Origin of the sequence: Secundilactobacillus malefermentans (assembly GCF_008033155.1) — a bacterium.
Taxonomy (GTDB): Bacteria; Bacillota; Bacilli; order Lactobacillales; family Lactobacillaceae; genus Secundilactobacillus; species Secundilactobacillus malefermentans.
Genome location: NZ_CP042371.1, coordinates 1,223,701 through 1,247,602 on the forward strand (window position 1 = coordinate 1,223,701; position 23,902 = coordinate 1,247,602).

General features: G+C 40.9%; 23 protein-coding genes. 20 read left to right on the forward strand and 3 right to left on the reverse strand.

Translation table 11 applies throughout. The features are described from left to right. Nucleotides 1-2 precede the first annotated feature (2 nt). Complete coding sequence (locus tag FGL90_RS05885; protein ID WP_147657290.1) at nucleotides 3-1,232, forward strand: oxidoreductase; 1,230 nt, start codon at nucleotides 3-5, stop codon at nucleotides 1,230-1,232. Nucleotides 1,233-1,315: 83 nt separating this feature from the next. Then, nucleotides 1,316-2,224: a LysR family transcriptional regulator gene (locus FGL90_RS05890; protein ID WP_147657292.1), complete on the forward strand. Its 909-nt coding sequence runs from the start codon at nucleotides 1,316-1,318 to the stop codon at nucleotides 2,222-2,224. A 437-nt stretch (nucleotides 2,225-2,661) separates the two neighbouring features. Here the strand turns inward: FGL90_RS05890 and FGL90_RS05895 are convergent, their stop codons facing one another. Both FGL90_RS05895 and FGL90_RS05900 read right to left on the reverse strand, forming a co-directional pair. After that, nucleotides 2,662-3,213, reverse strand: a complete 552-nt coding sequence (locus FGL90_RS05895) for a PBECR4 domain-containing protein (RefSeq protein ID WP_147657293.1) — start codon at nucleotides 3,211-3,213, stop codon at nucleotides 2,662-2,664. 280 nt (nucleotides 3,214-3,493) lie between these two features. Next, entirely contained in the window at nucleotides 3,494-4,378 is an 885-nt protein-coding gene (locus FGL90_RS05900; RefSeq protein ID WP_147657295.1) for a LysR family transcriptional regulator, read from the reverse strand. A 573-nt stretch (nucleotides 4,379-4,951) separates the two neighbouring features. On the opposite strand from FGL90_RS05900, the gene FGL90_RS05905 reads away from it, so the two are divergent. Beyond that, nucleotides 4,952-6,259: a hypothetical protein gene (locus FGL90_RS05905; RefSeq protein ID WP_147657297.1), complete on the forward strand. Its 1,308-nt coding sequence runs from the start codon at nucleotides 4,952-4,954 to the stop codon at nucleotides 6,257-6,259. Between the two features lie 232 nt (nucleotides 6,260-6,491). Here FGL90_RS05905 and FGL90_RS05910 read toward each other — a convergent pair whose 3' ends face one another. Further along, nucleotides 6,492-7,709: an IS110 family RNA-guided transposase gene (locus FGL90_RS05910; RefSeq protein ID WP_010620874.1), complete on the reverse strand. Its 1,218-nt coding sequence runs from the start codon at nucleotides 7,707-7,709 to the stop codon at nucleotides 6,492-6,494. Nucleotides 7,710-8,519: 810 nt separating this feature from the next. Between FGL90_RS05910 and FGL90_RS05915 the strand changes: the two genes are divergently transcribed. The 17 genes from FGL90_RS05915 to FGL90_RS05995 all read left to right on the forward strand — a co-directional run bounded on the left by FGL90_RS05915 (nucleotide 8,520) and on the right by FGL90_RS05995 (nucleotide 23,886). Next, nucleotides 8,520-9,062 (forward strand): sigma-70 RNA polymerase sigma factor region 4 domain-containing protein, encoded by a 543-nt coding sequence (locus FGL90_RS05915; RefSeq protein WP_147657299.1) that lies wholly within the window; start codon nucleotides 8,520-8,522, stop codon nucleotides 9,060-9,062. A gap of 55 nt (nucleotides 9,063-9,117) precedes the next feature. Beyond that, nucleotides 9,118-9,513 (forward strand): hypothetical protein, encoded by a 396-nt coding sequence (locus FGL90_RS05920; protein WP_133278369.1) that lies wholly within the window; start codon nucleotides 9,118-9,120, stop codon nucleotides 9,511-9,513. A gap of 1 nt (nucleotide 9,514) precedes the next feature. Further along, a complete protein-coding gene (locus FGL90_RS05925; protein WP_147657301.1) occupies nucleotides 9,515-10,264 on the forward strand; it encodes a hypothetical protein in 750 nt (249 codons plus the stop codon). After that, nucleotides 10,228-10,668, forward strand: a complete 441-nt coding sequence (locus tag FGL90_RS05930) for a hypothetical protein (RefSeq protein WP_147657303.1) — start codon at nucleotides 10,228-10,230, stop codon at nucleotides 10,666-10,668. The genes FGL90_RS05925 and FGL90_RS05930 overlap by 37 nt, the downstream gene beginning before the upstream one ends. Before the next feature lie 144 nt (nucleotides 10,669-10,812). Continuing rightward, complete coding sequence (locus FGL90_RS10640; protein ID WP_147657305.1) at nucleotides 10,813-11,946, forward strand: hypothetical protein; 1,134 nt, start codon at nucleotides 10,813-10,815, stop codon at nucleotides 11,944-11,946. Nucleotides 11,947-12,066: 120 nt separating this feature from the next. Next, nucleotides 12,067-12,513 carry a hypothetical protein gene (locus FGL90_RS05940; protein ID WP_147657307.1) on the forward strand — a complete coding sequence of 149 codons (447 nt, stop codon included), beginning with the start codon at nucleotides 12,067-12,069 and terminating at the stop codon, nucleotides 12,511-12,513. A gap of 291 nt (nucleotides 12,514-12,804) precedes the next feature. Continuing rightward, nucleotides 12,805-13,278, forward strand: coding sequence for a Panacea domain-containing protein (locus tag FGL90_RS05945; RefSeq protein WP_147657309.1), 474 nt, complete (start codon nucleotides 12,805-12,807; stop codon nucleotides 13,276-13,278). Nucleotides 13,279-13,879: 601 nt separating this feature from the next. Next, the gene (locus tag FGL90_RS05950; protein WP_225423058.1) at nucleotides 13,880-14,056 is read left to right on the forward strand and encodes a type II toxin-antitoxin system HicA family toxin; all 177 of its coding nucleotides are present in this window, start codon (nucleotides 13,880-13,882) and stop codon (nucleotides 14,054-14,056) included. A gap of 37 nt (nucleotides 14,057-14,093) precedes the next feature. Then, complete coding sequence (locus FGL90_RS05955; protein ID WP_010620286.1) at nucleotides 14,094-14,477, forward strand: type II toxin-antitoxin system HicB family antitoxin; 384 nt, start codon at nucleotides 14,094-14,096, stop codon at nucleotides 14,475-14,477. A gap of 88 nt (nucleotides 14,478-14,565) precedes the next feature. Then, nucleotides 14,566-15,684 (forward strand): hypothetical protein, encoded by a 1,119-nt coding sequence (locus tag FGL90_RS05960; protein WP_010620285.1) that lies wholly within the window; start codon nucleotides 14,566-14,568, stop codon nucleotides 15,682-15,684. A gap of 219 nt (nucleotides 15,685-15,903) precedes the next feature. Next, the gene (locus tag FGL90_RS05965; RefSeq protein WP_147657311.1) at nucleotides 15,904-17,286 is read left to right on the forward strand and encodes a cytosine permease; all 1,383 of its coding nucleotides are present in this window, start codon (nucleotides 15,904-15,906) and stop codon (nucleotides 17,284-17,286) included. Next, complete coding sequence (gene codA, locus FGL90_RS05970) at nucleotides 17,276-18,511, forward strand: cytosine deaminase (protein ID WP_147657313.1); 1,236 nt, start codon at nucleotides 17,276-17,278, stop codon at nucleotides 18,509-18,511. The genes FGL90_RS05965 and codA overlap by 11 nt, the downstream gene beginning before the upstream one ends. 188 nt (nucleotides 18,512-18,699) lie before the next feature. Beyond that, nucleotides 18,700-19,320, forward strand: coding sequence for a zinc ribbon domain-containing protein (locus FGL90_RS05975; protein WP_010620282.1), 621 nt, complete (start codon nucleotides 18,700-18,702; stop codon nucleotides 19,318-19,320). A 17-nt stretch (nucleotides 19,321-19,337) separates the two neighbouring features. Next, nucleotides 19,338-19,760, forward strand: coding sequence for a zinc ribbon domain-containing protein (locus FGL90_RS05980; RefSeq protein ID WP_010620281.1), 423 nt, complete (start codon nucleotides 19,338-19,340; stop codon nucleotides 19,758-19,760). 26 nt (nucleotides 19,761-19,786) lie between these two features. Continuing rightward, nucleotides 19,787-21,247: a zinc ribbon domain-containing protein gene (locus FGL90_RS05985; RefSeq protein WP_147657315.1), complete on the forward strand. Its 1,461-nt coding sequence runs from the start codon at nucleotides 19,787-19,789 to the stop codon at nucleotides 21,245-21,247. A 108-nt stretch (nucleotides 21,248-21,355) separates the two neighbouring features. After that, nucleotides 21,356-22,734, forward strand: a protein-coding gene (locus FGL90_RS05990; protein ID WP_147657317.1) for an IS3 family transposase whose coding sequence is annotated in 2 segments (ribosomal slippage) — nucleotides 21,356-21,845 and nucleotides 21,845-22,734 — 1,380 coding nt in all. Because the reading frame shifts where the segments join, the coding sequence is not laid out codon by codon here. 102 nt (nucleotides 22,735-22,836) lie between these two features. Beyond that, nucleotides 22,837-23,886 carry a peptide ABC transporter substrate-binding protein gene (locus FGL90_RS05995; protein WP_404814654.1) on the forward strand — a complete coding sequence of 350 codons (1,050 nt, stop codon included), beginning with the start codon at nucleotides 22,837-22,839 and terminating at the stop codon, nucleotides 23,884-23,886. The last annotated feature ends 16 nt before the right edge of the window (nucleotides 23,887-23,902 follow it).

Consider the following 23,902-nt stretch of genomic DNA (forward strand, 5'->3'; position numbering starts at 1 on the left):
ACATGACAAAACAACTGACAGATAAGGTTACATTCAGACACGGTGCTTCAATAGCAAACAGAATCGTTCAACCACCAATGCTGACAAATAGTGGTAAGAATGATGGCTATGTGACACAGGACACAATTGATTACTACGCAGCTCGGTCGCAATCAGCCGGAATGGTGATTGTGGAATACACCTACGTCAGTCGTGCAGGGGGACCTTCTCGTTCATGGGCCAGAGACCGTGAACAACTCGGATTATATAAAGATGATCAAAAGCCAGGATTTGCTAAACTCGCAAAAGTCATTAAGAAGAACGGCAACAAAGCCATTTTGCAGCTTGAACATTCTGGTCGTGAGGCAAATTTTCGCGCCAAATTAGGTGACAAAGTCTATGCGCCATCATCATTTGATTTTGGATTCCTAGATTATGATGTTGAAGAATTGACTGATGCTGAAATTCACGAAGTTATTAAGGATTTTGGTGCAGCAACTAAACGGGCAATCGACTGCGGCTTTGATGGCGTTGAAATTCACGGCGCCAATCACTACCTGCTCCAGCAATTCTTCTCTGCTTGGTCAAACCGCCGAACAGACGAGTGGGGTGGTCAAACATTGGACAGCCGAATGCACTGCATTATGGAAATCGCAAAAGAAGTCTTCCGGGTTGTTAAAGCATACGCACCAAAAGACTTTATCGTCGGCTATCGACTCAGCCCTGAAGAAGTTCATGGGGACAACGTTGGTTATGACTACAAAGAAGCAACCGAACTCGTTAAGACGCTAACTGAAAACTTTGAATTCGACTATATTCACCTTTCATTACCTCAATACGATGCTAAGCCAGCAGGCGTTGACAAAACGTACGCCGAAATCGTCAAACCAGTTTTTCCCGAAGAAACAAAGCTCATCATTGTTGGAAATGTGATGTCCGAAGAAGATGCCAAAGATGCGCTCCAATATACTGACTTGGTAGCAGTTGGACGGGCAACTTTCATTGATCCTCAATTTGGATTGAAGATTTCTGAGGGTCGTGGCAACGAAATTATTCATGAAATTTCACCAGAACAGGTTAAAAAGTCCAAATTAACGCCAGGATTAATCAATTTGTTCTCAGACCCTAAGATGGAACCTCATTTGCCAGGTAGAGAATCAATTTACTCGCTCCATGAAGCAGGAAGCTTGGATAAATCAGTTCTGAAAGATGGGACCGGCGCTTCATACAACCTTGCCCATTTAAAGGCATAATAAAGAATCGCGAGACCAGAAATTAATGGCTTCGCGATTTTTATATACTATACTATAGAAAAGAACGATGTTGGGGTGGGCAAATGAATCTTGATCAAATGCTATATTTAGTTGAACTGGACAGGTCGGCTACGATTTCTCAAGCAGCCAAAAATTTAAGTATCAGCCAAGCTGGTTTGAGCCAATCACTGGATAAGCTGGAAGCTGAACTCGGCGTCAAGCTGTTTAACCGTACTCGAAACGGCACTAGCGCCACTTTAGCCGGCAAGCAAATCATTAACCACGCCATGGAAATTGAAAATCAGTTGGGGATGATGCGCAAGGTTGCGGATAAGCAACGACTCGCTGTGGATCCGCCACTTCGAATCGGCGTTATGAATGAAGTTCCCAAATCGCTGCTCAACTGGCTGTTACAGTTTCAAGATAATCATCCACAATTTAAAGCTTCAATCGAGGAGGCCAATAGTCAGCAAATTATTGAGTCGGTCAAAAATGATGAGTATGATCTGGGACTGATTGCCATCAATAAAAGTCACTATGAATTGTTGAATTCACTCAGCTTTAATAAAATCGGGCAGGGACAATTCAAATTGTACATGACGGCGAATCATTACCTGGCGACCTATCCTGATCCAATCCCCATTAATTTGATTCAGGAGCAGGAATTCGCCTTATTTACCGACGATTACATTCCAGAGTTTGTCAGCAAAATTGAAAAGAAGTATGGCGCACTGAATGTCATCGTTCAATCAACCGCATTCCGAGTCATTCTGGAGACGATGAAAAAGTTCCAGGCTGTTTCCATTATTCGAGACTCGCAAATAAAAAATCGCCTTTACGACATTCAGCAAAGTCAGCTAGTGGAACGTGATTTGAACATGTTGGACATGAAAAATGATTTAGATTTCCAATATGGCCTTATTAATAAGCCGGAGAAGCAGTTTACGGTGTTGCAGAGTGAGTTTATAAAAGGAATAAAAGACTTTGGATAGAAAAAATAGCAAGGATGCGGACATAAGACTTCGCACTCTTGCTATTTTTGCGATACAAAGAGATTCAATAATAGTGTCAAATATCTCAAATTAGGTATTAAAAAGTGAGTAAACGATATTGAAAAAATGACTGTTGCTGTTGTAATATAAGTTGTGGATCAAGTCCAGAGGGCCCTAGGAGTAGGTGCTGGACTAGCGAAACCCCGTTATCTGTATTCGTACAGTCCGGGGTTTTTGTTTTAGAAGGGTGTAAAGATTGAATAATTGACTACCAAAACGTGCGTAGCTTTGTGTTAGCTTTTGTGATGTTGCAAGATATGATTCTTATAAAAGTTTAACTTACATCTACAAGTAATTTTCAATCAAAACTTATTCCTTTACTTTCTATACGGCTTTAGCAACTTATTTTTCTAGTCTACCCACTCTAATGAAGTGATTCAGGTTCTTCTGCGACAATTATATTGATTATCTTTACGCTCTGTGTGCAATGTTGTTGTTACAAAAAAGTCCTGGTTTTTAGCTTTTCTGAGGCCCAGAATAACTGATTCGTGTTCTAAGTTTATGATAAATACAATATCCAGTTTGAGTCGGTTAGGTTTCATATCAGAAGTAACAACAAGGACATTCACATCTTTATCGAGAAATATGCGATGGAGAAAATTGTAGTTTAGCATCCGCTTTTTGACTTTAAACCAGTTGGGGTTTTTCTTTGCCATTGCTGCTGTGAATTTGAATTGATCGACTGCATTTATAATATTACTAGCATTTCTGCTTTTGTATGTAATCTTTTCCCAACCCATTAAATGAGGAATATCGTTTTCAGTAAAGACAATATCAAAGGAATTCAGTAAATTATAGTTCGTATGAATGCGAATTCTATGTCCCGCGAAGCAAAGCCGATAATCATCTAATATATCTTTAAAGTTTATTGAATTGACGCTAGCAATTAACAAATGGTTTAGTGATACTTCATTTATGTCCCGACTCAAAAGCTAACATCTCCTAAAAAAATACCGCCAGCAATGAGCTAGCGGCTTATATGTATGGGTACGAGTCAGGAAGCGTCCCTAACTGCGACTAGTGAGCAGATACAAAGCCTCTGTCAGGCGATACAGCGTACCCACAACTGTATCGGACTAAGAAATCAGCAAAAGACGGCAAACACATACGACCTTTGCTCACATCCAATAATACAGAGAAAACATAAAATTTTCAAGGATTTTACTTATCTTTTAGAGACACAGGCAGACAAGAAATCTGCTACTCCTCTTACTTTCCCCCATACTCCCCCTCCACATACTCTTCCACCTGCTTCATCATCCGCTGCGTCGCCGGCGACTTTGCACCCGTTCGCGTCGTCACCATGCAAATGGTCCGGTAGAAGCGCTTATCAAACGGGAACACCTGCACGTTACCAGAAATGGTCTGCAAGGCGAGCTCTGGCAAGATGCCAAATCCCAATCCCGCCTCAACCATCGCCAAAATGGATTGGTCATCAATCGAAAATTGAATCGAGTTCGGCCGGATGTCGTAGTGGTCCAACGCCGCCTTAGTATCACGATCATAGTCTCCTTGCTGCAAAATGAAGCTCTTGCCTTCCAAATCAGCAGCCGTTACTTCCATAGAACTCCTTGGCTTAAAATCCTTCGGCGCAATGCAGTAAATTTCATCGCGAATCAGCTGTTTCACCTGCAAATTCTCATTCACGGGTAGGGAAGTGAACCCCACATCAATCGTGCCGTCCTTCACCGCCTGGGTAATGGCATTAAAATCATTCTGGTACACGGACACCTGAATATCTGGGTACTTCTCGTGAAACGCCTGAATAATCGGCGGCACCCAGTTAATACACGTGGACGAAAAGGCACCCAACCGCACTGACCCGATACTCAACCCGTTAATGCGATCTGCTTCCTGCTGCAAACGGCCCTGACTATTCACCACGTCCTGAATCAGCGGCAGCACCGTCCGACCACTTGCCGTCAGTTCGGCACCAGCCCGATTTCGCACAAACACCGGAAAGCCCAGATCCTTTTCCAACTGCGAAATGGAATGACTAATGGCGGATGGGGTGACACTTAATAGAAGGGATGCCTTATAAAAGGAACCCTCATGGACAACCGCACTAAATGCCTGGTAAGCAAATGGGAGCATTTAGCTCACTTCCTTCATTATAATTTGATTATTAGTATAGCATTTCGTTCAAACAAACTAGTTATGTTACGATTAGTTTACAAAATCACAAATGAAAGCACAAAAAAACCGACGAATAATTTCGCCGGTTTCTCTAAGAGCATCAAGCTAGAGTGAAACAATCTCCACAGAAGCTGATGCTTTAGAATTAGATATCTGATTCAAAAAGCATCACCCCCTTTCATTAATTGACGTAACTATAGCGCGGTTTTCTCGGGGATGCAAGGAATTGAATTTGATAATCTAACCACTAGTAATCGGACAGTGAGTAGGGTAGAATATAAAACGTTGGTAGGAATAACGTGCTTCAGTTCATTACAATCTTTATGCTTTTGTTTCAGTTGTTAAACAATTAGGAGAACTGGTTGCCATGAAAACGGAAGCACGTTATAATGCTAATAGAGTCAGGGATATGATGATTCTGCGGGATTGATTTATTAAGAAAATGCATTTTTGTTAACAAATCAAGATTTGTAGGTTATAATATTCACGCTTGATAAATTACATACAATTATGTTTGGAGGAAGAAATATTATGCAAAAAAGTTTAAAGAATTCATTATATTTGGGCTTAGCCGCATTATCATTTGTTGCCGCTGCTGGCGTAGCAACTACTTCAGCTTCTGCTGCAAGTAAAGCTACTGTTACATCAAACACAACAATGACTACTGCTGCTTCAACCCGTAACGTTAATCTTACAGGTACTAACGCTTTATACACTAAGCCAGGTACTGTTAAGGGTGCTAAGCTTGTAGCTACTACAGCTACTGCAAAGCGTTTAGGCGACTCAAAGAAGTCATTGGATAACTTCCGTGCTTACCGTGTTGCTGTTACTTCACGCGGATCAGTTTACTACAAGGTTGTTTCATTTGATCAAGACTACCGTGGCTGGGTTTACGGTGGTAAGACTAGCGGTACTTTTGCTGCTGGTGTTAAGTCATTTGATACTTTCAATGAAGGTACTACTACTTCAGCACAAACATCAAATTACTACTCATTCAAGACCCCAGCTGCTGAAGCTGGTGGAAAAGCTAACTATGCCAAAGCTGGTACTAGTGTAACTTATACTCAACCTGCATGGACTCAATACAAGGTTGGTCGTGCCGTTACAACTACTGCTAACTCAACTGTCAAAGACTTAGTTATTTCTAAGACTGGTACTCGTGGTAAGGAAGGCGACACTTGGGTTTACGTAACAAGTGCCTCAACTCCTGCAGTTAATGGCTGGATTCTTGAGAGCTCATTAACTAAAGAAGGTTCATACACTCCAGCTGCTGATGGTGTTACTGTAAACTACTACAGTCAAGCTACTTCAACAAGTGCTTCAACTAAGCTTGGCTCAGTTGTAGTTCCTGTTGATGCAAATGGCGTTGCAAAGTTTGGTGCAGCTGCTGATGCTGGATATAAAGCTGCTTTAGCTGGTGTTCGTGATGGTTACACTGCAGCTCCTGCTGACATTATTGCCTTTGGTACACAGGGTAAGGGTAACTCTGTAAACCTTATTGTTAACCAAAACCCTACAGTTAACCAAGGATCAAACATTAAGTTAACTGTATTAGGTGGAAGTTTAGGTGTACGTGACATTCAAGGATATGTTCCAGCTAATGTTACAACTGCTATGAACAAAGCCAAATTTACTGGTGTTGCAGGTACAGTTATTAAGGCTTCAGATGTGGATGCCTTTGCTAAGGCTTCATTGTTAGCACCAAGCTTTACTGGTATTTATGGTAAGACGTACACTTACAATGCTGCTGCTACTGCTGCTGCATTGAATGGTGCAAAGTATGATGGTACTGCTACTGCAACTAATAGCTCAGTTACTTTATACTTTACAACTAACTAATGCTGCTAAATAATCATTAATTGATTTTAAACCAAGTCCATTAGGACTTGGTTTTTTCTACGATTAGTCAAGAGAAACCTCTATTTTATGGGGTTCTCTTTTTTTTGAGCAGTACTTTAAGATTTTTTCCCGTGTTTTATAGATTGTATTACCGAATAAATGTATGATAAATAGCACCTCTGGTGTTATTGATTTTTTGAGGTGTTATAATTGTGTGTGAATGAATTATGATTTATTTCTCTGGTGAGAATTGTGTTGAATCATATAATTCATTATTTTTAATTAGGTGGTAGATGGTCCTAATCAGACGTCCCATCGCAGCTATGGCAATCTTCTTAGTGTGTGATTCACTAGAAGATTGCTTTTTGCGTTGATAAAAAATACTGATATTCGATGGATGATATTTGGCGACACTCATCATGTTTAAGACAGCTTTAAATAATATTTTTCTTGCATATGGATTACCGCGCTTTCGAATATGCTGCATCATCTCGAAATCCCCAGATTGATACTGGATCAAATCAATTCCAACGTATGCATTAATGGCATTGGAGCTATGAAATCGGCTAATATCACCTAACTCAGCTAAGAGACAAACTGCTGTTTTAATACCGAATCCCGGAATTGATTCTAAGATTGGGATTTCGGCAAGTAAGCTTGAAATCTTAGTCATTTCCTCAATAATATCTGCCTTAAGTCCGCTTAAGTGTTCAACCTCGTTAGCTAGATAAATAACGGAGTGAACTGCGTGAGCGTTGTAATCAACTGCGGGGGCAGATTGACTTGCCAAATCATGAAGATGCCTAGCTAGAGCGAATGCACGCTTCTCACTCATGTTTTTTGGTGTAGCCTTTAAAATGAATTGGGCTAACGCTGGTAATTCGATTGCTAATACAAGGCTGGCATGTGGAAATTGTTGCACGACGTGCCAATACAATGCACCATCGGTCGTGCTTATAAATTGTTCCACCTCTGGGAAAGTAAGCTGCAACTTTTGATGTAATCGATTTTTAGCTCGTACAATATCTTCGTTGAATTCTTGATAGGTTCGCTCCAAGTCGTGAAGCTCGCCATACACAGCTTTTTCCTTAAAGGTCGACTGATAATGATGTTGTGCCATTGCCATTGCTAATGAAACGGCATCTAACCGATCATTTTTATTATGCCTAAACCCATCCATGTCTTTTTTTGCTGCTAATGGGTTAATTTCCGTATAATTCCAATTTTCCCTTTGAAGAAAGGACCGTATACTTCGGGAATAGATGCCAGAAGATTCAAAAATTACCTTCGGCGATCTAAAACTGTTAAGCGCATCATCAAGTATTTTGTAACCTGGTCGGTTATTGGTTATTTTAAATTCTTTAAACGTCCTGCCATCAATCAAAATGGCTACGTTTGAACTATGTTTACTGACATCAATACCAAATATGATTTCCATATCAAGCATCATCAAACACCACCTACATAAAAGTTGTATTCATCGATTCACTCATCTCAATTTTCAATACACGACTTTAATAGCCAACAGACTTCGAGCGAGCTCATTGGTGAACCGGATGAAGTTGCCGTTTTTTGTTACGACGTCACCGTAAGGTGCGCCAAAAAGCAATTCGACATGTCAACTTCATTTCCACTTTAACAGAATATAAAAGTGGTGAATCATAATTCCGTCGAATTATGATTCACCACTAATGTTAGTCAGTTTTTGTGCACTAAATTATAATCATTGCTAATTCCATAAGTTACTCTTTTGCATGATTTTAGTAAGACAAAGTTCTAATATACTCAAATGTTCAATTATTGTAAGTCAGAAATGATTCCTACATGAATCTGATCAATTAATCCCTTCATTTAATATTAGAAACTAATTAAAATTTTCTCTCATAATCAGCTCGCCTTTTGGGCTGATTTTTTGCGTTTTTCGCGTTTTTTCCCAAAGTTGTGAAAACGTTTTTTCGGGGTTCCCGTGCTATTGGAAAAAAGTGCTTTCCCAGTTTAAAGGGATTCTTGATTCAAAAAAAACGCCCTTTTTCACTTTAGCGTTTTTTTGCGCAAAACGCCTTTTTTCTCTCATCTTGCTATCCCTTGGGGGACAAGGACTTTCACGTTCGATTAAGATTGGATTAAACTCAAAGTGAAAGTGGAAGCGTTTGTAAGGCAACTTGAAAGGGTTTCCAAGGGCACTTTGGTTTTGCTCTCTCATTTATTATGATTATTCTAACCATAGCGCTATGAGTTACCCCCAAAGGAGCAATTCATAATGGAAAAGAATCGAGAAGCATACGAATTTTTAATGACAGGTGATCATGAGGTAATTATTTATAGTGCCCTAAAACGATTGAGTATTACAAAAGGTGATCCACGGTTTGAGGATTTTGTGCAGGAGGCTTGGGTAAAGTTCCCCACGTTGTACGCAAAGTTTCCTGGTAATCCAGTAGAAGATAGGAAGCAGGCGTTGGCGTACTTCCGGAATGCTTTGTATCGTCAATTCTTAAACTTGTTGCGATACCAGAAGCTGAGGAAGGATCGCTCGGACGGCAATGACCCAGAAATTCTGCTGGATGAGCAGTTTGAGGAGGAGCTCAGTCAACGCGCCCATTTGGACAATGACTTATACGTCGTGAAGCTGTTCAAGGACTTGTACCCGATTGTGGGACCAGGGGAGCAGTGCTATTTGATGGACGCATTTGTGCACGAATTGACGCCAACGGAAATTGCGGCTAAGCGAGAGGTATCGCGCCAAACCGTGTATAAGTGGCGGAGAAACTTGAGAACGAAGGGAGAGGGAATGAGGGATTTATGATTTGATATAAAGCCAGAATTATGATATTGTTTTGTTATTGTACAGTAACAAGGCGGTGAAAGTCATAAATGATGATAGAGAACTGCACGACCAACTATCTATTGCATTGGTAGCGCAATTTGTGAGCAAAATAAAAGAACAATATGAACTGAATAAAATCCAAATAAAGTTATTTGCTAAATCATCTAGGTATTTAAGAGCAAAAGGCTGGACCGCCCAACACGCACTAGATATTTCTGTAGAGCATATTGACCAGGTTGAATACTTTAGAGGACCAAGCAAACATCATTGGAGAGAGGGAGTACAAGTATTTGAATTTATCGAGTACTTAACTGATCTTGATATGTATGTAAAATTTAGTGTTAGCGACCAAGGTGTAGAAATGATGGCTTTTCATGAAAGAGAAAAATTAATTGATAGCAGCTGGTTACACAACGAGAGGAGAAATTGATATGGTCAAAGAAGTTGGCAATATTGAGTTTACTGATGTGGTAACTGGAAAATTGGAGAAGTATTTCATTATAGAAATTGAAGAGGAAACTAAGGTGCAATTTGAATCCTTCATGGCCAATCATCGATACTGGGTACTTGAAGGACGAGATATCACAGATTTTGATGAATATATGGAACCATTGAATGATCCAGACTACAATCTCAAGCGCGATTTTCAAAAGTATAGAAAGCAATACAATTTTCTTAGTCCAGAGGCAATAAGCAATTATCGTAAGCAATTAGGATTAAATTTAAGAGAAGCGGCACTAATTCTTGCGATGAGTTTTAGTACACTATCCAATATTGAAAATGGATTAATTTTGCAGTCATATGATCAGGAAATAAAATTAAGAGATTTGGAAAATCCATTTAGAATATTTGATAAAGTAGATAAGTATCGAACTTTACTTGAGCAGAGAGCATTAAAAAGAAATGTTGATATAGATAAACTATTGAAAAAATTAGAAGATAAAAAACTGAATGAGGAAAAGATTCTTGATCATTCAAGCACGATGAAGATTTCCCTTGATGTTGGAATTGATTCTGTGGGAACGACCAGAATAGACAAAAATGGTGCTTTTACTGTAAAAGATGCCAAAGCAGCATATATATTAAGCAATGAAAAAAAAGTTACGAAAGGATCTGCACCTCTTGAAAAAGGAGGTGAAACTGTTTGGGAAAACAAGAAGAAGTCGACTTTAAATTGGTAGGTTCAAGAACAAAAAAAATATATTTTGATGCTGATCAATTATCTGAATCTCACAATCAAATGGCAATGCAAATTAAATCAAATATGCAATTAAAGATGAACGAAAATAACGAACAGCAACTTTTAAAATTTGTAAATATTATTGGAATTAAAAATCCTAAAACTGAGAAAAGTATTTTTGATGTCACTATTGAAACAATATATTTGATAAATACTGAAATAAATATAAGTGGAAATAAGTTGAAAGAAATGATTGAGAATTCAAAATCTCTAAAAAAAGAGCTTGGAGACCCTGTAATAAATATTCTAGTAGATGATTTTTCGTCCGTTACGATACGAGCGAATGGAAATCCTTCAATTCTCCCTAAAGATAAAATTGAAAAAATTCTGTTTCAAGATATGTGATAAAAAATCCATTAATAATTTATATAGAAACTCTGCACTCAGCATATTCATTGCGGTACCCGTTTGAAGCACGTTACACTTGGTTTGTATGATTGAGTGACAATTATTGTTGTAACTGCCACTAACAAAACGGAGGAATCCACAATGCAAACTAATTTGAGAAGATCGCTTTACATTGGGTTGGCTGCACTGTCATTTATTGCTGCTGCGGGTGCTGCGCCAATGGATGCATCGGCGAAGACGTACGCCAAGATGACGTCAAACCGGGCAATGACGACCGCTGCCACAAGCCGGAACGTGACGCTGACGGGTAAGAATGCCATCTACAATAAAGCCGGGACGCTGAAGGGTGCTAAGACCATTGCGTCGATGACGACGGTTGGCCATTTGAAGGACTCGACCACGTCTCAGAAAAACTTCCGAGCGTATCGGGTGGCCACGACGAATCGCGGATCAGTTTACTACAAGGTGGTTTCATTTGATAAGGTCTACCGAGGCTGGATTTATGGCGGCAAGAGCACCAACCAGTTTGGCGGTGGACTGGCGTCCTATGACACGTTCAAAACTGGCACGTTGACGGATGCGCAGCGAAATGGGACGTTTGCGATTGCGAACCCAGGAACGGCCAACGATGGCACGCAGGTGACGTATAAGCAGCCTGCGTGGACGCAGTACAAAGTTGGTCGGCAGATGATGAATTCGACGCCGTATGCGAGTGATACGTTTAAAATCACGAATGTGGGTACGCGGACTCGGGAAGGCGATCGTTGGGTTTACGTGACGAATCAGAATACAGGGCATGGCGCCGCAACGAACGGCTGGATTTTGGAGAGTGGCCTGAAGACGGTTGAAACGCCAGATCCGGCGACGACTTCCAAATTGGCGTTCTCGGTGAACTCGATTAATAATAACGGCGTGAATGGAACGGGCGGGCTGACACTGTATAGCCGGATTCCGGCTAACGATTTAGGGTTGCCTCGTTTGGCACAGACCGATTTGGACAAGCTGATGGGTGAAACCGGGACGCGAATCGGGCCTAATGGATTTACGGCGATTGATACTATGTTGCTGGGAAATATGACGGCGATTCAGGGAGCACGGACGTATACCATTAATGGCAGTCAGTACCACTACGTCTTTAGCTATGGCGCGAATAGCATTTCGGGTGCGAATGGCATCTTGAATGACGTTTGGGGCGATACGCTGAATGTGCCACTGAACGCAGAGTTGGTGGCGGGACCGGCAAGTGGCACGAATAACGCGAATGGGTATGTGTAGAGCGTAAAGATGAATAAATAAAAATGCCTCCAAGACTAGCTGAATGAGCTGGTGTTGGGGGCGTTTTGCTTATGCTATAATAATATCGAAACTTAATTACTTTTATTTGGAGGAGATAAAATGAAAAAGGTTAGGCTATTGATCGTCGCAATTGCGATGGTTATGGGATTTGCGATTTTCATGGGGAATGGGGAGACGGTGTCGGCGAAGAGCAAGACCATTCCAGTTTCGCTGAGGGGAAAGTGGTCCACTCATAGGGATAAAAAAGGTAATTCGGAATATTTGAAAATAAGTAAGAGCGCCTTTTATAATGCGACTTATCATAAAGGGGAAAAGACATCATACTTTTGGTATCGTGGCAGCAAGGGTGTTACCAGTACCCATACGTTCCCACTGGTGTCGGAAAAAGGCCGAAGCGGCTACTGGAGTACCAGTGGCGCTGGTGCATATTGGGATCTTAAGGCAACAAAAATTAAGTATAAAGGTCATAAGGTTAAAGTGTTGAAGCGAGTTTTATATGGCGTTGCGGGATACCCGCATAGATATAGCTATTATTATAAGAAGTAGGGTGAATGTTATTTGAAAGGATAGATAGTAGTCGTTTATGTATGTGGCCGCTTCGCATACTAACATTTGTAAAAAGTTAACTAAATGTCTCTGAATTAATCAGTCGATTAATTTTTGAGGCATTTTTTTGTTGGAATTAAATTTGAAAAGAGTTTAACGGAAAGTGGAGGGGAATGCGTAGTTAAGGTTAGAGGAGGTAAAACCATCAAGAAAAAATGTAGAATAGGAGAATAAGCGTGACAGTCATGAATATTCTTGATAAACTCAAGTATGGAAGGGGGAGTGAATTAAATGACTAAAGAACTTAGTATTCAAGACGTTGCGGATTGGTTTATTGACAATGGTAATGATATCACTCCTAAAAAGTTACAGAAAATGCTTTATTATGCTTATGCATGGGCGCTCGTTTTCTTCAATGACGACCAGAAGGATTTAAGAACGAAACTCTTTGATGGAAATTTTGAAGCTTGGGTCCACGGGCCTGTTAATCGCAAGATATATGCTGAATATCGAGATTACGGGTATGGGGTCATTAATCCGGAATCTAAGTCAGATGAGCAAGCTATTAGCGATGATGTACTGGATTTACTTAAACAAATTAATGAAATTTATGGGCCATATAATGGGAATGAACTTGAACGGTTAACTCATTCTGAGTCACCGTGGATCAATGCTCGTGGAGATGCAAAACCACTAGATAGCTCAACCAATAAGCTTTCTGATGAAGATATGTTTGATTTTTACGGAAAGAAGCTAATTGCTTAAGGCTTATGAGTGGTGGTAAAGAGAAACGACATCATAAAAAAATAAATAAAAATCTAAATTTAAAAGCTATACAAAAGCCATCGATTCCTAAAATTGAATTAAAAGGAACCAATGGTTTTAATTTCTATTCAGTTTATCCTTGGCTCAATGCAACAAAAACGAAAAAGTATCATTTTACAAATCTTTGTCATGATGCCAATGAATTTTCCTCTGTCGTTGAGCTCTTAGTGTTGTGAAGAACACCAAGGCTTCAGTGATTTGGAAGAGTGTCAAATCAATAGGGTCAGAACCATTGTCCATATACTAGTAATAACGGACAATAGTTTAGAAGAGCATCAGATTAATAAGCTAGAGTGTGAACTACCTACGTTTTGGAGGTATTTTTTTGTAAATCATACAAAGACCTACAAGTTCACACCGGCTAAGGTGTGAAAGAGTATCAACAGAAGTATTAAAATAAACTGGTTTTTGGAATTTCAAAATGACCTCAATGATTAAATGCGTATATAACTATGAGACATAAAAAATGGTTAAAATTGAAAAATACGCATTTAATGTGTATAATATGAGGTGCAAAAGGATGCCAATGAAACCTAGACAAATGGTCAGATTATTGCTGAAGCATGGATATACTCAGGTGACTCAGAATGGCTCTTCTCACTTGAAAATGTTTAACCCAGATACCAACATTACTGTAATGGTCCCGATACATGCGAAGGAACTTGGGAAGGGAATAGAAAGAGCGATATTGAGAGAGACGGGTCTTAAGAATGTATAATCTCGTTCCCGAAATAACACCAAAAGGAGATCATCTCATGAAAAAAGACATGGTTATTTACCCAGCAATTTTCAAACAAGATGGTAAGGTCGTCTTTGTGCGCATTCCCGATTTAAAGGGTGGGTTTACTCAAGGAGACGATATAGTAGATGCCGTTAAGATGGCCGAGGACCTTATCGGAAACCTTTTAGAAAATGAAACAACGTATCCTGTTGCATCAAACGTTGATAAGATTCATTTGGAAGCCGATGAAAAATTAATATATGTAACCGCTGATCTTGCAGAATTTCGAAGAAAATATTCGAAAACCGTGCGGAAAAACGTCACGATTCCGGAGTATCTGAACGAAATGGCAAAAGATCAAAAAATAAACGTCTCTCAATTGTTAACGAAGGCGCTGAAAGAAGAATTAGGAGTTTAGTCACGGCCAAATCTAGTAGATGAAATCATCATATGAACAATGATATAATTAAGCCTTCATTAGTATTTGAAAATTTGGGGGAATTAAGATGATCAAACTTACTAAGTTAGTTACAGCTGCTCTAGCAGTTATTTCGTTTGCAACTGTCGCCACTGAAGCGCATGCCTCGACCTATACTCAAAAGTCCTATGCGCTGTCGCCTTACAAAGCAAGTAAGTGGAAAACCGTGTCAAATACTAATTATTATATGAAAAGGCCAGGGACCTATATTCAAAGTTGGACGGCGAGTGTGTTCCAGACTTCACCCACTTATTTAACACATAAGGGTGGAAATCAAAATGCCAGTTTTAAGTCCAACGTTTTTTTGCCGGTAACCAGAAACACGAGTGGTGATTGGGGAAATCCACAAAGCCTCGTGCTAACGCCTGGCGGCTCAAGTGCCTACATAATGTATACAACCAAGGGTGGCTCAAATACCGGATGGGTTGCACACTATAATTTAGCGAAATTACGCTCAGTTTATGGGGTGTCGACCAATTCGATGGACATACTAAGACGAGCTTCATACGCTTTGTCGATTGGGAAAGCAACGAGTTCCTATCAGGCAGTTTTGAAGTGCATCAAATTTAGTTCAAAGTACACGACCGGCCATGGCCAATCGCTAGCATTAAATCCGAAAAACAATCAACTGTGGTTTGTCAAAAGCCCCGGAACCTCGGGTGGCACAGCAACGGTTCAACAGTTATCAAAAACGACACTGAAACCATCTAAAACCATTAAGTTTAGACTTCGGAGCAGTGATGGCCATAAGGTAACGATGGGCCAAAATCTGACCTTTGATAAAAAGGGATATGCTTACTTTAGTAGTCAGGTCAGTGGAACTAGAGCATTGAAGATATATAAAGGGACAATTAGCGCAAAGAAAGTTAAATTCAGCCTCGTGATGCAGGGACTAAAAAATAAACCGGGTCAGCTGAACCAGTCAGTTGGATACAATCCCAAGAGCAATCGATTGTACTTTGTGAGTGACAACTCGATTTCATCAGTGCCAGTTAGCAAGTTAGGCAAGCTAAAAGCAAGTGATGTCAAAGCCTCAACGTTTAATGGCAATCGTGAATTTGAAAATATTGCCTTTACGAGTAATGGATCGGCATATCTCTTAACAAATAAAAGTGCCGAAATTATGAAGGGCTCAGGGATCAAGTAAGCATCGATAAATTAATGAATTGAATAGCAGGTTAGTGGTGCAGTCTCTGGTGGTTTGAGAGGCTGCTTTTTATTTTCCTCTCATCCCACACCTCACATCAGAATGTTAACAATAATACATTAATTTGGAATATTGTTCAGATTGTCCTTTTATTTTGTGCTCGAAAGCGATAACATATTTACAGCAACAAAATAATCTGACAGTAGGGATGTGGAAGATTTGAAAGCAACCAAGATTTATCCGCTCGAGAGTATTGCACCAGAACACCGGCACATGAACTACTGGGACATGTTCGCCACCTGGGTGGGGGCGAACGCGAACAACGGAACCTGGTTTATCGGTGGTGTCATCGCCGCCTGTGGCCTATGGGGTGGCGTGAAAGCCCTTATTATCGGTTCTGCGGTCGCCTATGTGTTCTTATCGCTCGTTGGCTACATTGGTTACAAAACGGGTGTGACGACCACGGGATTGTCTCGTGCAGCGTTTGGAATTCGGGGCAGTATCGGGCCATCGATTGTGAATCTGATTCAGTTTATTGGTTGGACAGCGGTGAACACGTTCATCGCAGCAACTTCCATTTCCTACTTGTGTCATTCAATATTTGGCTGGCCAATCTATGGTAAGCCGGGTGGCAACTGGAGCCTATTGTTCGGAATTGTCATCATGAGCATTTTGCATTTGATTAGTGTCATGGCGGGTCAGCGGTCAATTCAGCTGATTGAGCGAATCGGGATGATTTTGGTCTTTGCGTTCGTGGTTTGGGAAACGATTGTCGTTTTCCGAGAAACGTCATTTACCCAAATCAGCCACTGGGTCGTGCCACTTAAGCAGCGGATGTCATTTGGCTCTGCGCTGGATTCTTTGGCAGCTTTTAACCTTGCGTGGGTTACTGCGGGGGCAGATTTCACGCGTTTTACAAATAAGAAGACGGTGGCGACAAGCGCCCCATTCTTCGGCGCATTGATTGGTGTTCTCTGGTTCGCCTTTGTGGGCCTATTTGCCACGATTAGCATTGCGGTGACGTCTGGCGTTTACGACGCCAATAACTCGGATCCAAGTACCATTGCCGCCAAATTGGGGCTGGGTGCGCTGGCCATGGTTGTGATTATTTTGACGAGTATGACGGCTAACGCGGTGAATCTGCAGGCAGCCGGTTCGGCATTGAACAACATGATGCCCAAAATTAGTTTGAAGACGGCCCTCTGGATTGTGACCGTTGTAGCAACGTTTGTCACCATGATTCCGATGGTGGTCGGGAGTTTCCTCGACACATTCACGGCGTTCTTGGACGTGCTCGGCATGATTCTGGGACCGTGGATGAGTATTATGTGTGTTGATTTCTTCATTTTGCACCACGGCAATTACAAGATGACCGATTTGATCAAACGCAACGGCCCATTTTGGTACAAGTTTGGCGTTAACTGGTGGGCGTTCCTGTGCTGGGCACTTGGAGTCGTTCTATACCTCATTATTCGCAAAATTGATTGGTTTGATCATTCAGTTGGTGCAGCCTATCCGGTTATGCTCATTATTGCCCTTGTGTACTACGGTATAATGAAGGTGCGAGCAATTTTTACCCAGGAGGAACAACATGTTAATTAAAAATGTGCATATTGAATCACAGGACGTGCCGCAAGACGTTCGGATTATCAACGGAAAATTTACTGAGATTAAAAATGAAATTGAAAAGCATGATAACGAAGAGGTTATCGATGGCAACGGGAAGCTCTTGCTGCCACCGTTTGTCGATTCCCATGTTCATTTGGACGCAACCCGGACGGCCGGGGATCCAGAATGGAACGAAACCGGTACCCTGTTTGACGGTATCCGAATCTGGGGTGAGCGCATCAAAACGCTGACCAAGGAAGATGTGAAGTCCAGAGCGAAGGCAACGTTGCGCGAGCAAGTTGCCAACGGACTGCAAGTTGTCCGTAGTCACGTGGATGTGACCGACCCCAACCTAACGGCGCTGGAAGCGTTGCTTGAGGTTAAGGAAGAGGTCAAAGATCAAGTCGAATTGCAGCTAGTGGCATTTCCCCAAGCCGGCATTTTATCGACACCAAACGGGAAAGACTTGATGGAACAAGCTGCCAAAATGGGCGTTGACGTCATTGGTGGGATTCCGCACTACGAATTCACGCGAGACTATGGCGTGGAGTCGTTGAAGTTCATCGTCAATTTGGCAGAAAAGTATGACAAATTAATCGATGTTCATTGTGACGAAATCGATGATCCAAATTCTCGCAATTTGGAAGTGTTGGCAACTTTGGCCTATGAGACTGGCCTTGGCAACAAGGTGACGGCTAGCCACACAACGGCGATGAGTTCATACAACGATGCCTACACCTACAAGCTGTTCCGGTTACTCGAAATGGCCAACTTGAACTTTGTGGCAAATCCAGAAGTTAACCTCCATTTGGGCGGACGATTTGATACGTATCCTAAGCGCCGCAGTATGACGCGGATTAAGGAACTATCTGAGGCCGGCATCAACGTCTCATTTGGTGAGGACGATATCAAGGATCCATGGTACCCAATGGGCAACGGCAATATGTTGGACCAAGTTCAGGTCGGCATATTGGCGGGTGGCTTGATGGGCTGTTCGCAAATCCAAGGGGCTTACAAATTTGTGACAAATAATGCGGCCAAGACACTTCACATCCAGGACCACTACGGGATTGAAGTCGGCAAGCCGGCCAACTGCATCTTACTGAACCAGACCAACTTCTACGATGCGTTAAATGAGCATGCGGAAGTTCTCTACTCGATTCGGAAGGGTAAAGTGCTAGTGGAGACGCAGCCAAAGAGTGTGAAGTTGAATTTTTAAAAATGAAATAGAGGAGGGCCTTGCTGCATTTTGCAGCAGGGCCTTTTTGCGTTCGAAGTTATTTAAGTGTCATATTAATTGAAATTCAATAGTAGTATAATTATTTAGAGTGTTTATTAAGAAATTGACAAGATTTTTTTGGTACATATTATAGTTGCATCGTTTTTTTATTTGGAGGAGTTTATATTATGGAGAATAAGTACTGCCCTAAGTGTGGGGCGAAGGTCAATGGGGATGCACAATTTTGTCCGAAATGTGGCTATGCGTTTAACCCTAAAAAGGCCGCCGCAAAGGAATCTGCAGCAACGAATGAAACTAAGACTCGGCAAAAGCAAGAAAAGAGTGGGATGTCACCCTTTCAGAAAAAATTAGTTTTATGGATTGGTGGCGCGATAGTGGTTGCCATCATAGTTGTTGTGGCAATGGGAGTGATTACCAACCAGCAACAGGAGGCCAAGCAACAAGCAATTCAAGAGTCTCAAGCTCGCCAAACTAGTATTAAAAAGAGCAAAGAAGTCAAAGAACAGAAATTAGAGCGCAGTTTAGCATCTGGTTCGGTTGATATTGTCACCGATATGATTCAAAACGATATGGATCTTGACGCCAAATGTACGGATGTCACTATCGAGAGTTCGCTAGGGGACAATCAATATTCAGGATACGCCTCGGTTGAAGATGACTATGGGAACAGTGATACGGCGGATCTCACCATTACAAACGTCAAGTATGATAATTCAATTTCCGTGCACATGGATGGCGACGCAAGATCTGATCTTGAAGCAACGTTTAATTATAACGACGACGAATAATAGGAGGGCACCAGAATATGAAGCAAAACACTTATCGGATTTGTTCAAAATGTGGAAATGAAAATAGTGCGGATGCCAACTTTTGTCTAAATTGTGGCACTGCGCTTTCGGACAACAATAACTTTGTTCTCACGGCCCACAGCTCGGATTTAGACTTTCCACTTGTTGATTTGGAACTGTCAGTTGAAGAAGAAGTTAAAGCCAAAAAATTGGTAATCACTTTTGAGGCAATTCCAGCTGGGTGTCAGAGTCAGGGGTTGGTTTTTGCTGAGAGCTCCGTGGAGGGAAATTCCCCACTGAAATTCGCTTGGCAAGATATGATGAAAAATTTATATGAGCTTCTTTTGGCTAAGCATTACGATGGTGCTGCCCATGTAAACATTCAAAAATTGACGAACAACGCATTCTATTTGACTGCGGAAGCATTTGTACAAAATTAAAAGGTTTTATTTGGAGGAATAGAAAAATGGCTGATAATTCTGGAACGGAGAATCATTTTTGCCCAAATTGTGGGAAAGAAATTTCGCCTTCTGACACCTTTTGCCCAAACTGCGGCTACAATTTGAGTGAAATCAGTGCAACTGAAAGTGCAACGAAAAAGGGTCGTAGCTCGCGATCAAAACGGAAAAAGAAGCAGAAGAAACAGGGCAAAGTAAAGAAAGCGAACCCCAAGAAAAGGAAAATCATTCTCTGGTCAATTCTGGGAGTCGTCATAGTTGCTGGAATTATTTGGGGAGAAGTGTATTACGCAAAGTCTGCAACTCTTGATCGGATTACCAGTGATATAAAGAGTGGCAATGGGGTGCAGTCGGACTTTATTAGCCAAGATAAAAAGTTTAAGGTGACCAATTCTTCATTGGAACCCTTCATGGCTTACTACCAGAAGCACGACAGTCGGTTAGCGGGATTCAAAACGCAGTTAACCGCAACTGGTAGCGCGGTTGGCAACCACTTTACTTTCAAAAAGACTGGAAGAAGCTGGCTTTTATTTCCTAAATATCAGATTGTCATTAAGCCAATCTACCCAACCGTTATGACCAATCGAAATGGTGCCAAGATTAAGCTCAATAATCAGTTAATTGCGACCTCAGATAGTACCGTTTATTCTAAGAAAATCGGACCAATTGTTCCTGGTCAATACAGAATGACGGCATCTGGAACGGTGAGCGGGCACAAATTGACGAATGATGGCACATACCACATTTCAAGTGATAAAAGCTATAATTTGTTGCTGAAAACAATTTCAGTTTCACTTAACACGGAACCCAAGGCCACTGTATTTTTGAATGGCAAAGAACTTGGAACGGCCGATGGCAATGGTGAATATAAGTTAACGGATCAGCCATGGGAAGCTAATATGACCGTTTCTGCGCAATACAAAACTTCTGCTGGAACGGCGAAATCCAAATCAGTTGAGCTGGTTGAGCGGGATAATAACCAAGATATCAAGTTGAACTTTACCAACCTAGTTGGATTTAGTGATGCTGACGATTTAATTTCCAACGTTTTTGAAGCCGTTTCTGGATTATCAGGCTCAGGTGACGATGAGGACGCGACCGATGATGACGGAACGGACCTTGATGATTTATTTAAAGATGGTTCCGGAAACGCTGACTATCAAGAGTTAGTTAAAATGGCAACCGGCTATTATGGTGACGACAAGATCGACAGTGTCACCTATGATACGGACGTCGAGAGTGTAGAGCCAGCGCCCGGTCAAAAGAGTTTAGTCACCTACACCGTCAAGTACACATTTGATGGTCAGGAAAATGACGACGATGACGAGGATGAATATACGTACGAAGAGCATGTTCAAACCTTTAGATATACAGCAACAGTGGTAAGAGAAGATAGCAGTACGTATTTGGTTTCTAGTATTTCTCAAGCAACGAAGGTTGGAGATTATACCAAAGAGATGGGAGATTAAGGGGCCACCTTTAATTATTCCCGATATGATTAGCAAAAGCACCGCCTCAAATTCTGAGGTGAAGTGAACCCCCGGTATTGGACCAAATCCAATACCGGGGGTTTTACTATGACAAAATACACTAAACTATTTAAATTTAAGGTTGTTCAAGACTATTTGACCACTTCGCTCGGACTTAAGTTAATCGCTCGTAAATACCAGATCAAAAGTTATACAACCGTTAATAAATGGATCAGACAATATCAACATTTCGGTACTGAAGGACTTGAAGTTAGAAGACCAGGAAAAGTTTATGATGGCTCCTTTAAGGTAAATGTTTTAAAATGGATGAAAACGAACCAGGCGTCCTTAACTGAAACTGCCCTTAACTTCGATATTTCTGCGCCGTCCACGATCTGGCAATGGCAACGTTCTTTCGAAAGAAATGGTGTTGATGCCTTGTATCGTGGTAAGGGGCAACCAAAGCTAATGCCAACGAATAAACAAAACAAGAAAGTTAAGAAGCAAAGTGAACTAGAACATTTACGCGAAGAGAACGAATTACTAAAGATTGAGAATGAATATCTAAAAAAATTGAAGGCCTTGGTTCGATCACAACAAGACGACGAGCACAAATCATCCAAGAATTAAGGTCGAGCTATAAGCTTGTCAAGATCCTCAAAGTAGTTGGAATGGCCAAAAGTACATACAGCTACGCTGTAAGTCACGTTGCCGTTGATAGCGACAAAGACGCGGGACTTAAACAAACAATTACTGATTTCAAGACTAAGGCTCCTGCGGCGGGTTATCGTCAGGTTACTGGGCAATTACGCGAAATGGGTATAGTCGTTAACCACAAGAAAGTATTACGCTTGATGCGAGAATTAAACCTACTGTCGACTGCCTTTAGTAAACAATCTCGAAAGTATAATTCTTATAAAGGAACGGTTGGCACTATTGCGAAAAACAGACTTAACCGCCGGTTCATGTCAGATCGTCCTTATCAAAAATTAACGACAGACATTACTGAAATTCGTTGGGGCAAGAAAACGATTGAAGAGCGTGCTTATTTTACGTGTATCTATGATTTGTTTTCTGGCGAAGTACTTAGCTATAATATTTCTTTAAATCCAACTGTGACATTCACGACAAAGGTTTTAGAGTCAGCAATCAATCGCATTCCCAAACAATTAGGTTATCGCACAACAATCCATTCAGACCAAGGATTCCAATATCAGAATATTCGTTGGGTTCAGATTTTGAAACGACGTCGAATTATTCAAAGTATGTCTCGAAAAGCAACCTGTTTAGATAACGCCGCAATGGAAAGCTTCTTTCATATAATGAAAGCAGAAGTGTACTATCAAAAAGAGCTCAATACGCTGGAAGAGTTAACCTCAGCAATATCGAGCTGGATTCAATATTATAATTTTTCTAGAATTAAAACAAAACTGGGTGGTAAGAGTCCGGTTAAATACCGAACTCTTACCACCCAGAAAGTTGCTTAAAGTTTCGTCCAATATTTGGGGTTCACTTCACTCCAAAAATCAACTCCTTACTTTACTTCACTTTTGACGTTTAACCCATATTTCCCACAAAATAGGAAATTTGTGACTAAACAAGGGAAAAAGTATGCAACATCACCAAGCACGATGATTTACAATGGTCCGTTTAAACTAAAGACTTATCATCAAGGGGCAACGAGTTTTACACTGACAAAGAATAAAAAGTATGTCGGGAGTACCAAGGCTAAGTTGAAGAACCTGACGTTCAAAATTATCAAGAGTACATCAACGGGATTAAATGAATTTACTGCAAAGAAACTTGATATGACGTTCTTGAGTGGAAACTTAGTGAAAAATAATAAGAGTAAAGCAGCTTTTAAAACAATCGATAATTCTATGGTGACTTATCTTGAATTTAATTTGAACAAGAAAAATAGCGCTTATACCAATAAGAATTTCCGAAAGGCAGTTTCTAACGCAATTAATACAAAACAACTTGCTAAACAAATTTTAGCGGATGGTTCCTCAGCATTAACTGGCTATATTCCTCCTAAATTTGTCGAAAATTCGGCAACTGGAAAAGATTTTCGCACTGAGGGTGGCGACTTAAATGTCCCTGATCAGAAGAAAGTCAGCAACTACTGGAAAGCAGCGCAAAAGGAACTTGGTAAAAAGAATCTATCTGTTCAATTATTAATTGATGATGAAGATTGGCAAAAAACGATGGGTGAGTACATTCAATCGCAATTAGAGAAAAACATGCCTGGTTTGAAAGTTACAATAAAATCATTGCCACAACAGCAAGAATTAGCACTGTTTGCAGCTGGCAAATTTGAGCTTTGTTTGGCACAATGGGGTCCAGATTATCAAGACCCGAATACTTATTTAGCTAATTTTACCTCAGGGCATGCAGTTGGTTTTGACAATAAAAAATATGATGCATATATGACTGCCGCAAATGGCAAAGATGTTAACGATACTGCAAAACGTTTTGCAGATTTACATCAAGCAGAAAATTACCTTGTTAAGGACCAGTCAGCGCTAGTTCCACTGAATCAACAGGTTTACTCAATTATGCAGAACACAAGCCTTAAAGGAATTCAACATCACATGGTTGGTGGTCCCTTTACGTATGCAACGGCTTATTGGAAATAATAAGAATAAAAGTTCA

Coding starts and splice junctions, on each gene's coding strand:
- FGL90_RS05885 (WP_147657290.1), top strand. CDS start 3: ATGACAAAACAACTGACAGATAAGGTTACATTCAGACACGGTGCTTCA.
- FGL90_RS05890 (WP_147657292.1), top strand. CDS start 1,316: ATGAATCTTGATCAAATGCTATATTTAGTTGAACTGGACAGGTCGGCT.
- FGL90_RS05900 (WP_147657295.1), bottom strand. CDS start 4,378: ATGCTCCCATTTGCTTACCAGGCATTTAGTGCGGTTGTCCATGAGGGT.
- FGL90_RS05905 (WP_147657297.1), top strand. CDS start 4,952: ATGCAAAAAAGTTTAAAGAATTCATTATATTTGGGCTTAGCCGCATTA.
- FGL90_RS05910 (WP_010620874.1), bottom strand. CDS start 7,709: ATGATGCTTGATATGGAAATCATATTTGGTATTGATGTCAGTAAACAT.
- FGL90_RS05915 (WP_147657299.1), top strand. CDS start 8,520: ATGGAAAAGAATCGAGAAGCATACGAATTTTTAATGACAGGTGATCAT.
- FGL90_RS05925 (WP_147657301.1), top strand. CDS start 9,515: ATGGTCAAAGAAGTTGGCAATATTGAGTTTACTGATGTGGTAACTGGA.
- FGL90_RS10640 (WP_147657305.1), top strand. CDS start 10,813: ATGCAAACTAATTTGAGAAGATCGCTTTACATTGGGTTGGCTGCACTG.
- FGL90_RS05940 (WP_147657307.1), top strand. CDS start 12,067: ATGAAAAAGGTTAGGCTATTGATCGTCGCAATTGCGATGGTTATGGGA.
- FGL90_RS05945 (WP_147657309.1), top strand. CDS start 12,805: ATGACTAAAGAACTTAGTATTCAAGACGTTGCGGATTGGTTTATTGAC.
- FGL90_RS05950 (WP_225423058.1), top strand. CDS start 13,880: ATGGTCAGATTATTGCTGAAGCATGGATATACTCAGGTGACTCAGAAT.
- FGL90_RS05955 (WP_010620286.1), top strand. CDS start 14,094: ATGAAAAAAGACATGGTTATTTACCCAGCAATTTTCAAACAAGATGGT.
- FGL90_RS05960 (WP_010620285.1), top strand. CDS start 14,566: ATGATCAAACTTACTAAGTTAGTTACAGCTGCTCTAGCAGTTATTTCG.
- codA (WP_147657313.1), top strand. CDS start 17,276: ATGTTAATTAAAAATGTGCATATTGAATCACAGGACGTGCCGCAAGAC.
- FGL90_RS05975 (WP_010620282.1), top strand. CDS start 18,700: ATGGAGAATAAGTACTGCCCTAAGTGTGGGGCGAAGGTCAATGGGGAT.
- FGL90_RS05980 (WP_010620281.1), top strand. CDS start 19,338: ATGAAGCAAAACACTTATCGGATTTGTTCAAAATGTGGAAATGAAAAT.
- FGL90_RS05985 (WP_147657315.1), top strand. CDS start 19,787: ATGGCTGATAATTCTGGAACGGAGAATCATTTTTGCCCAAATTGTGGG.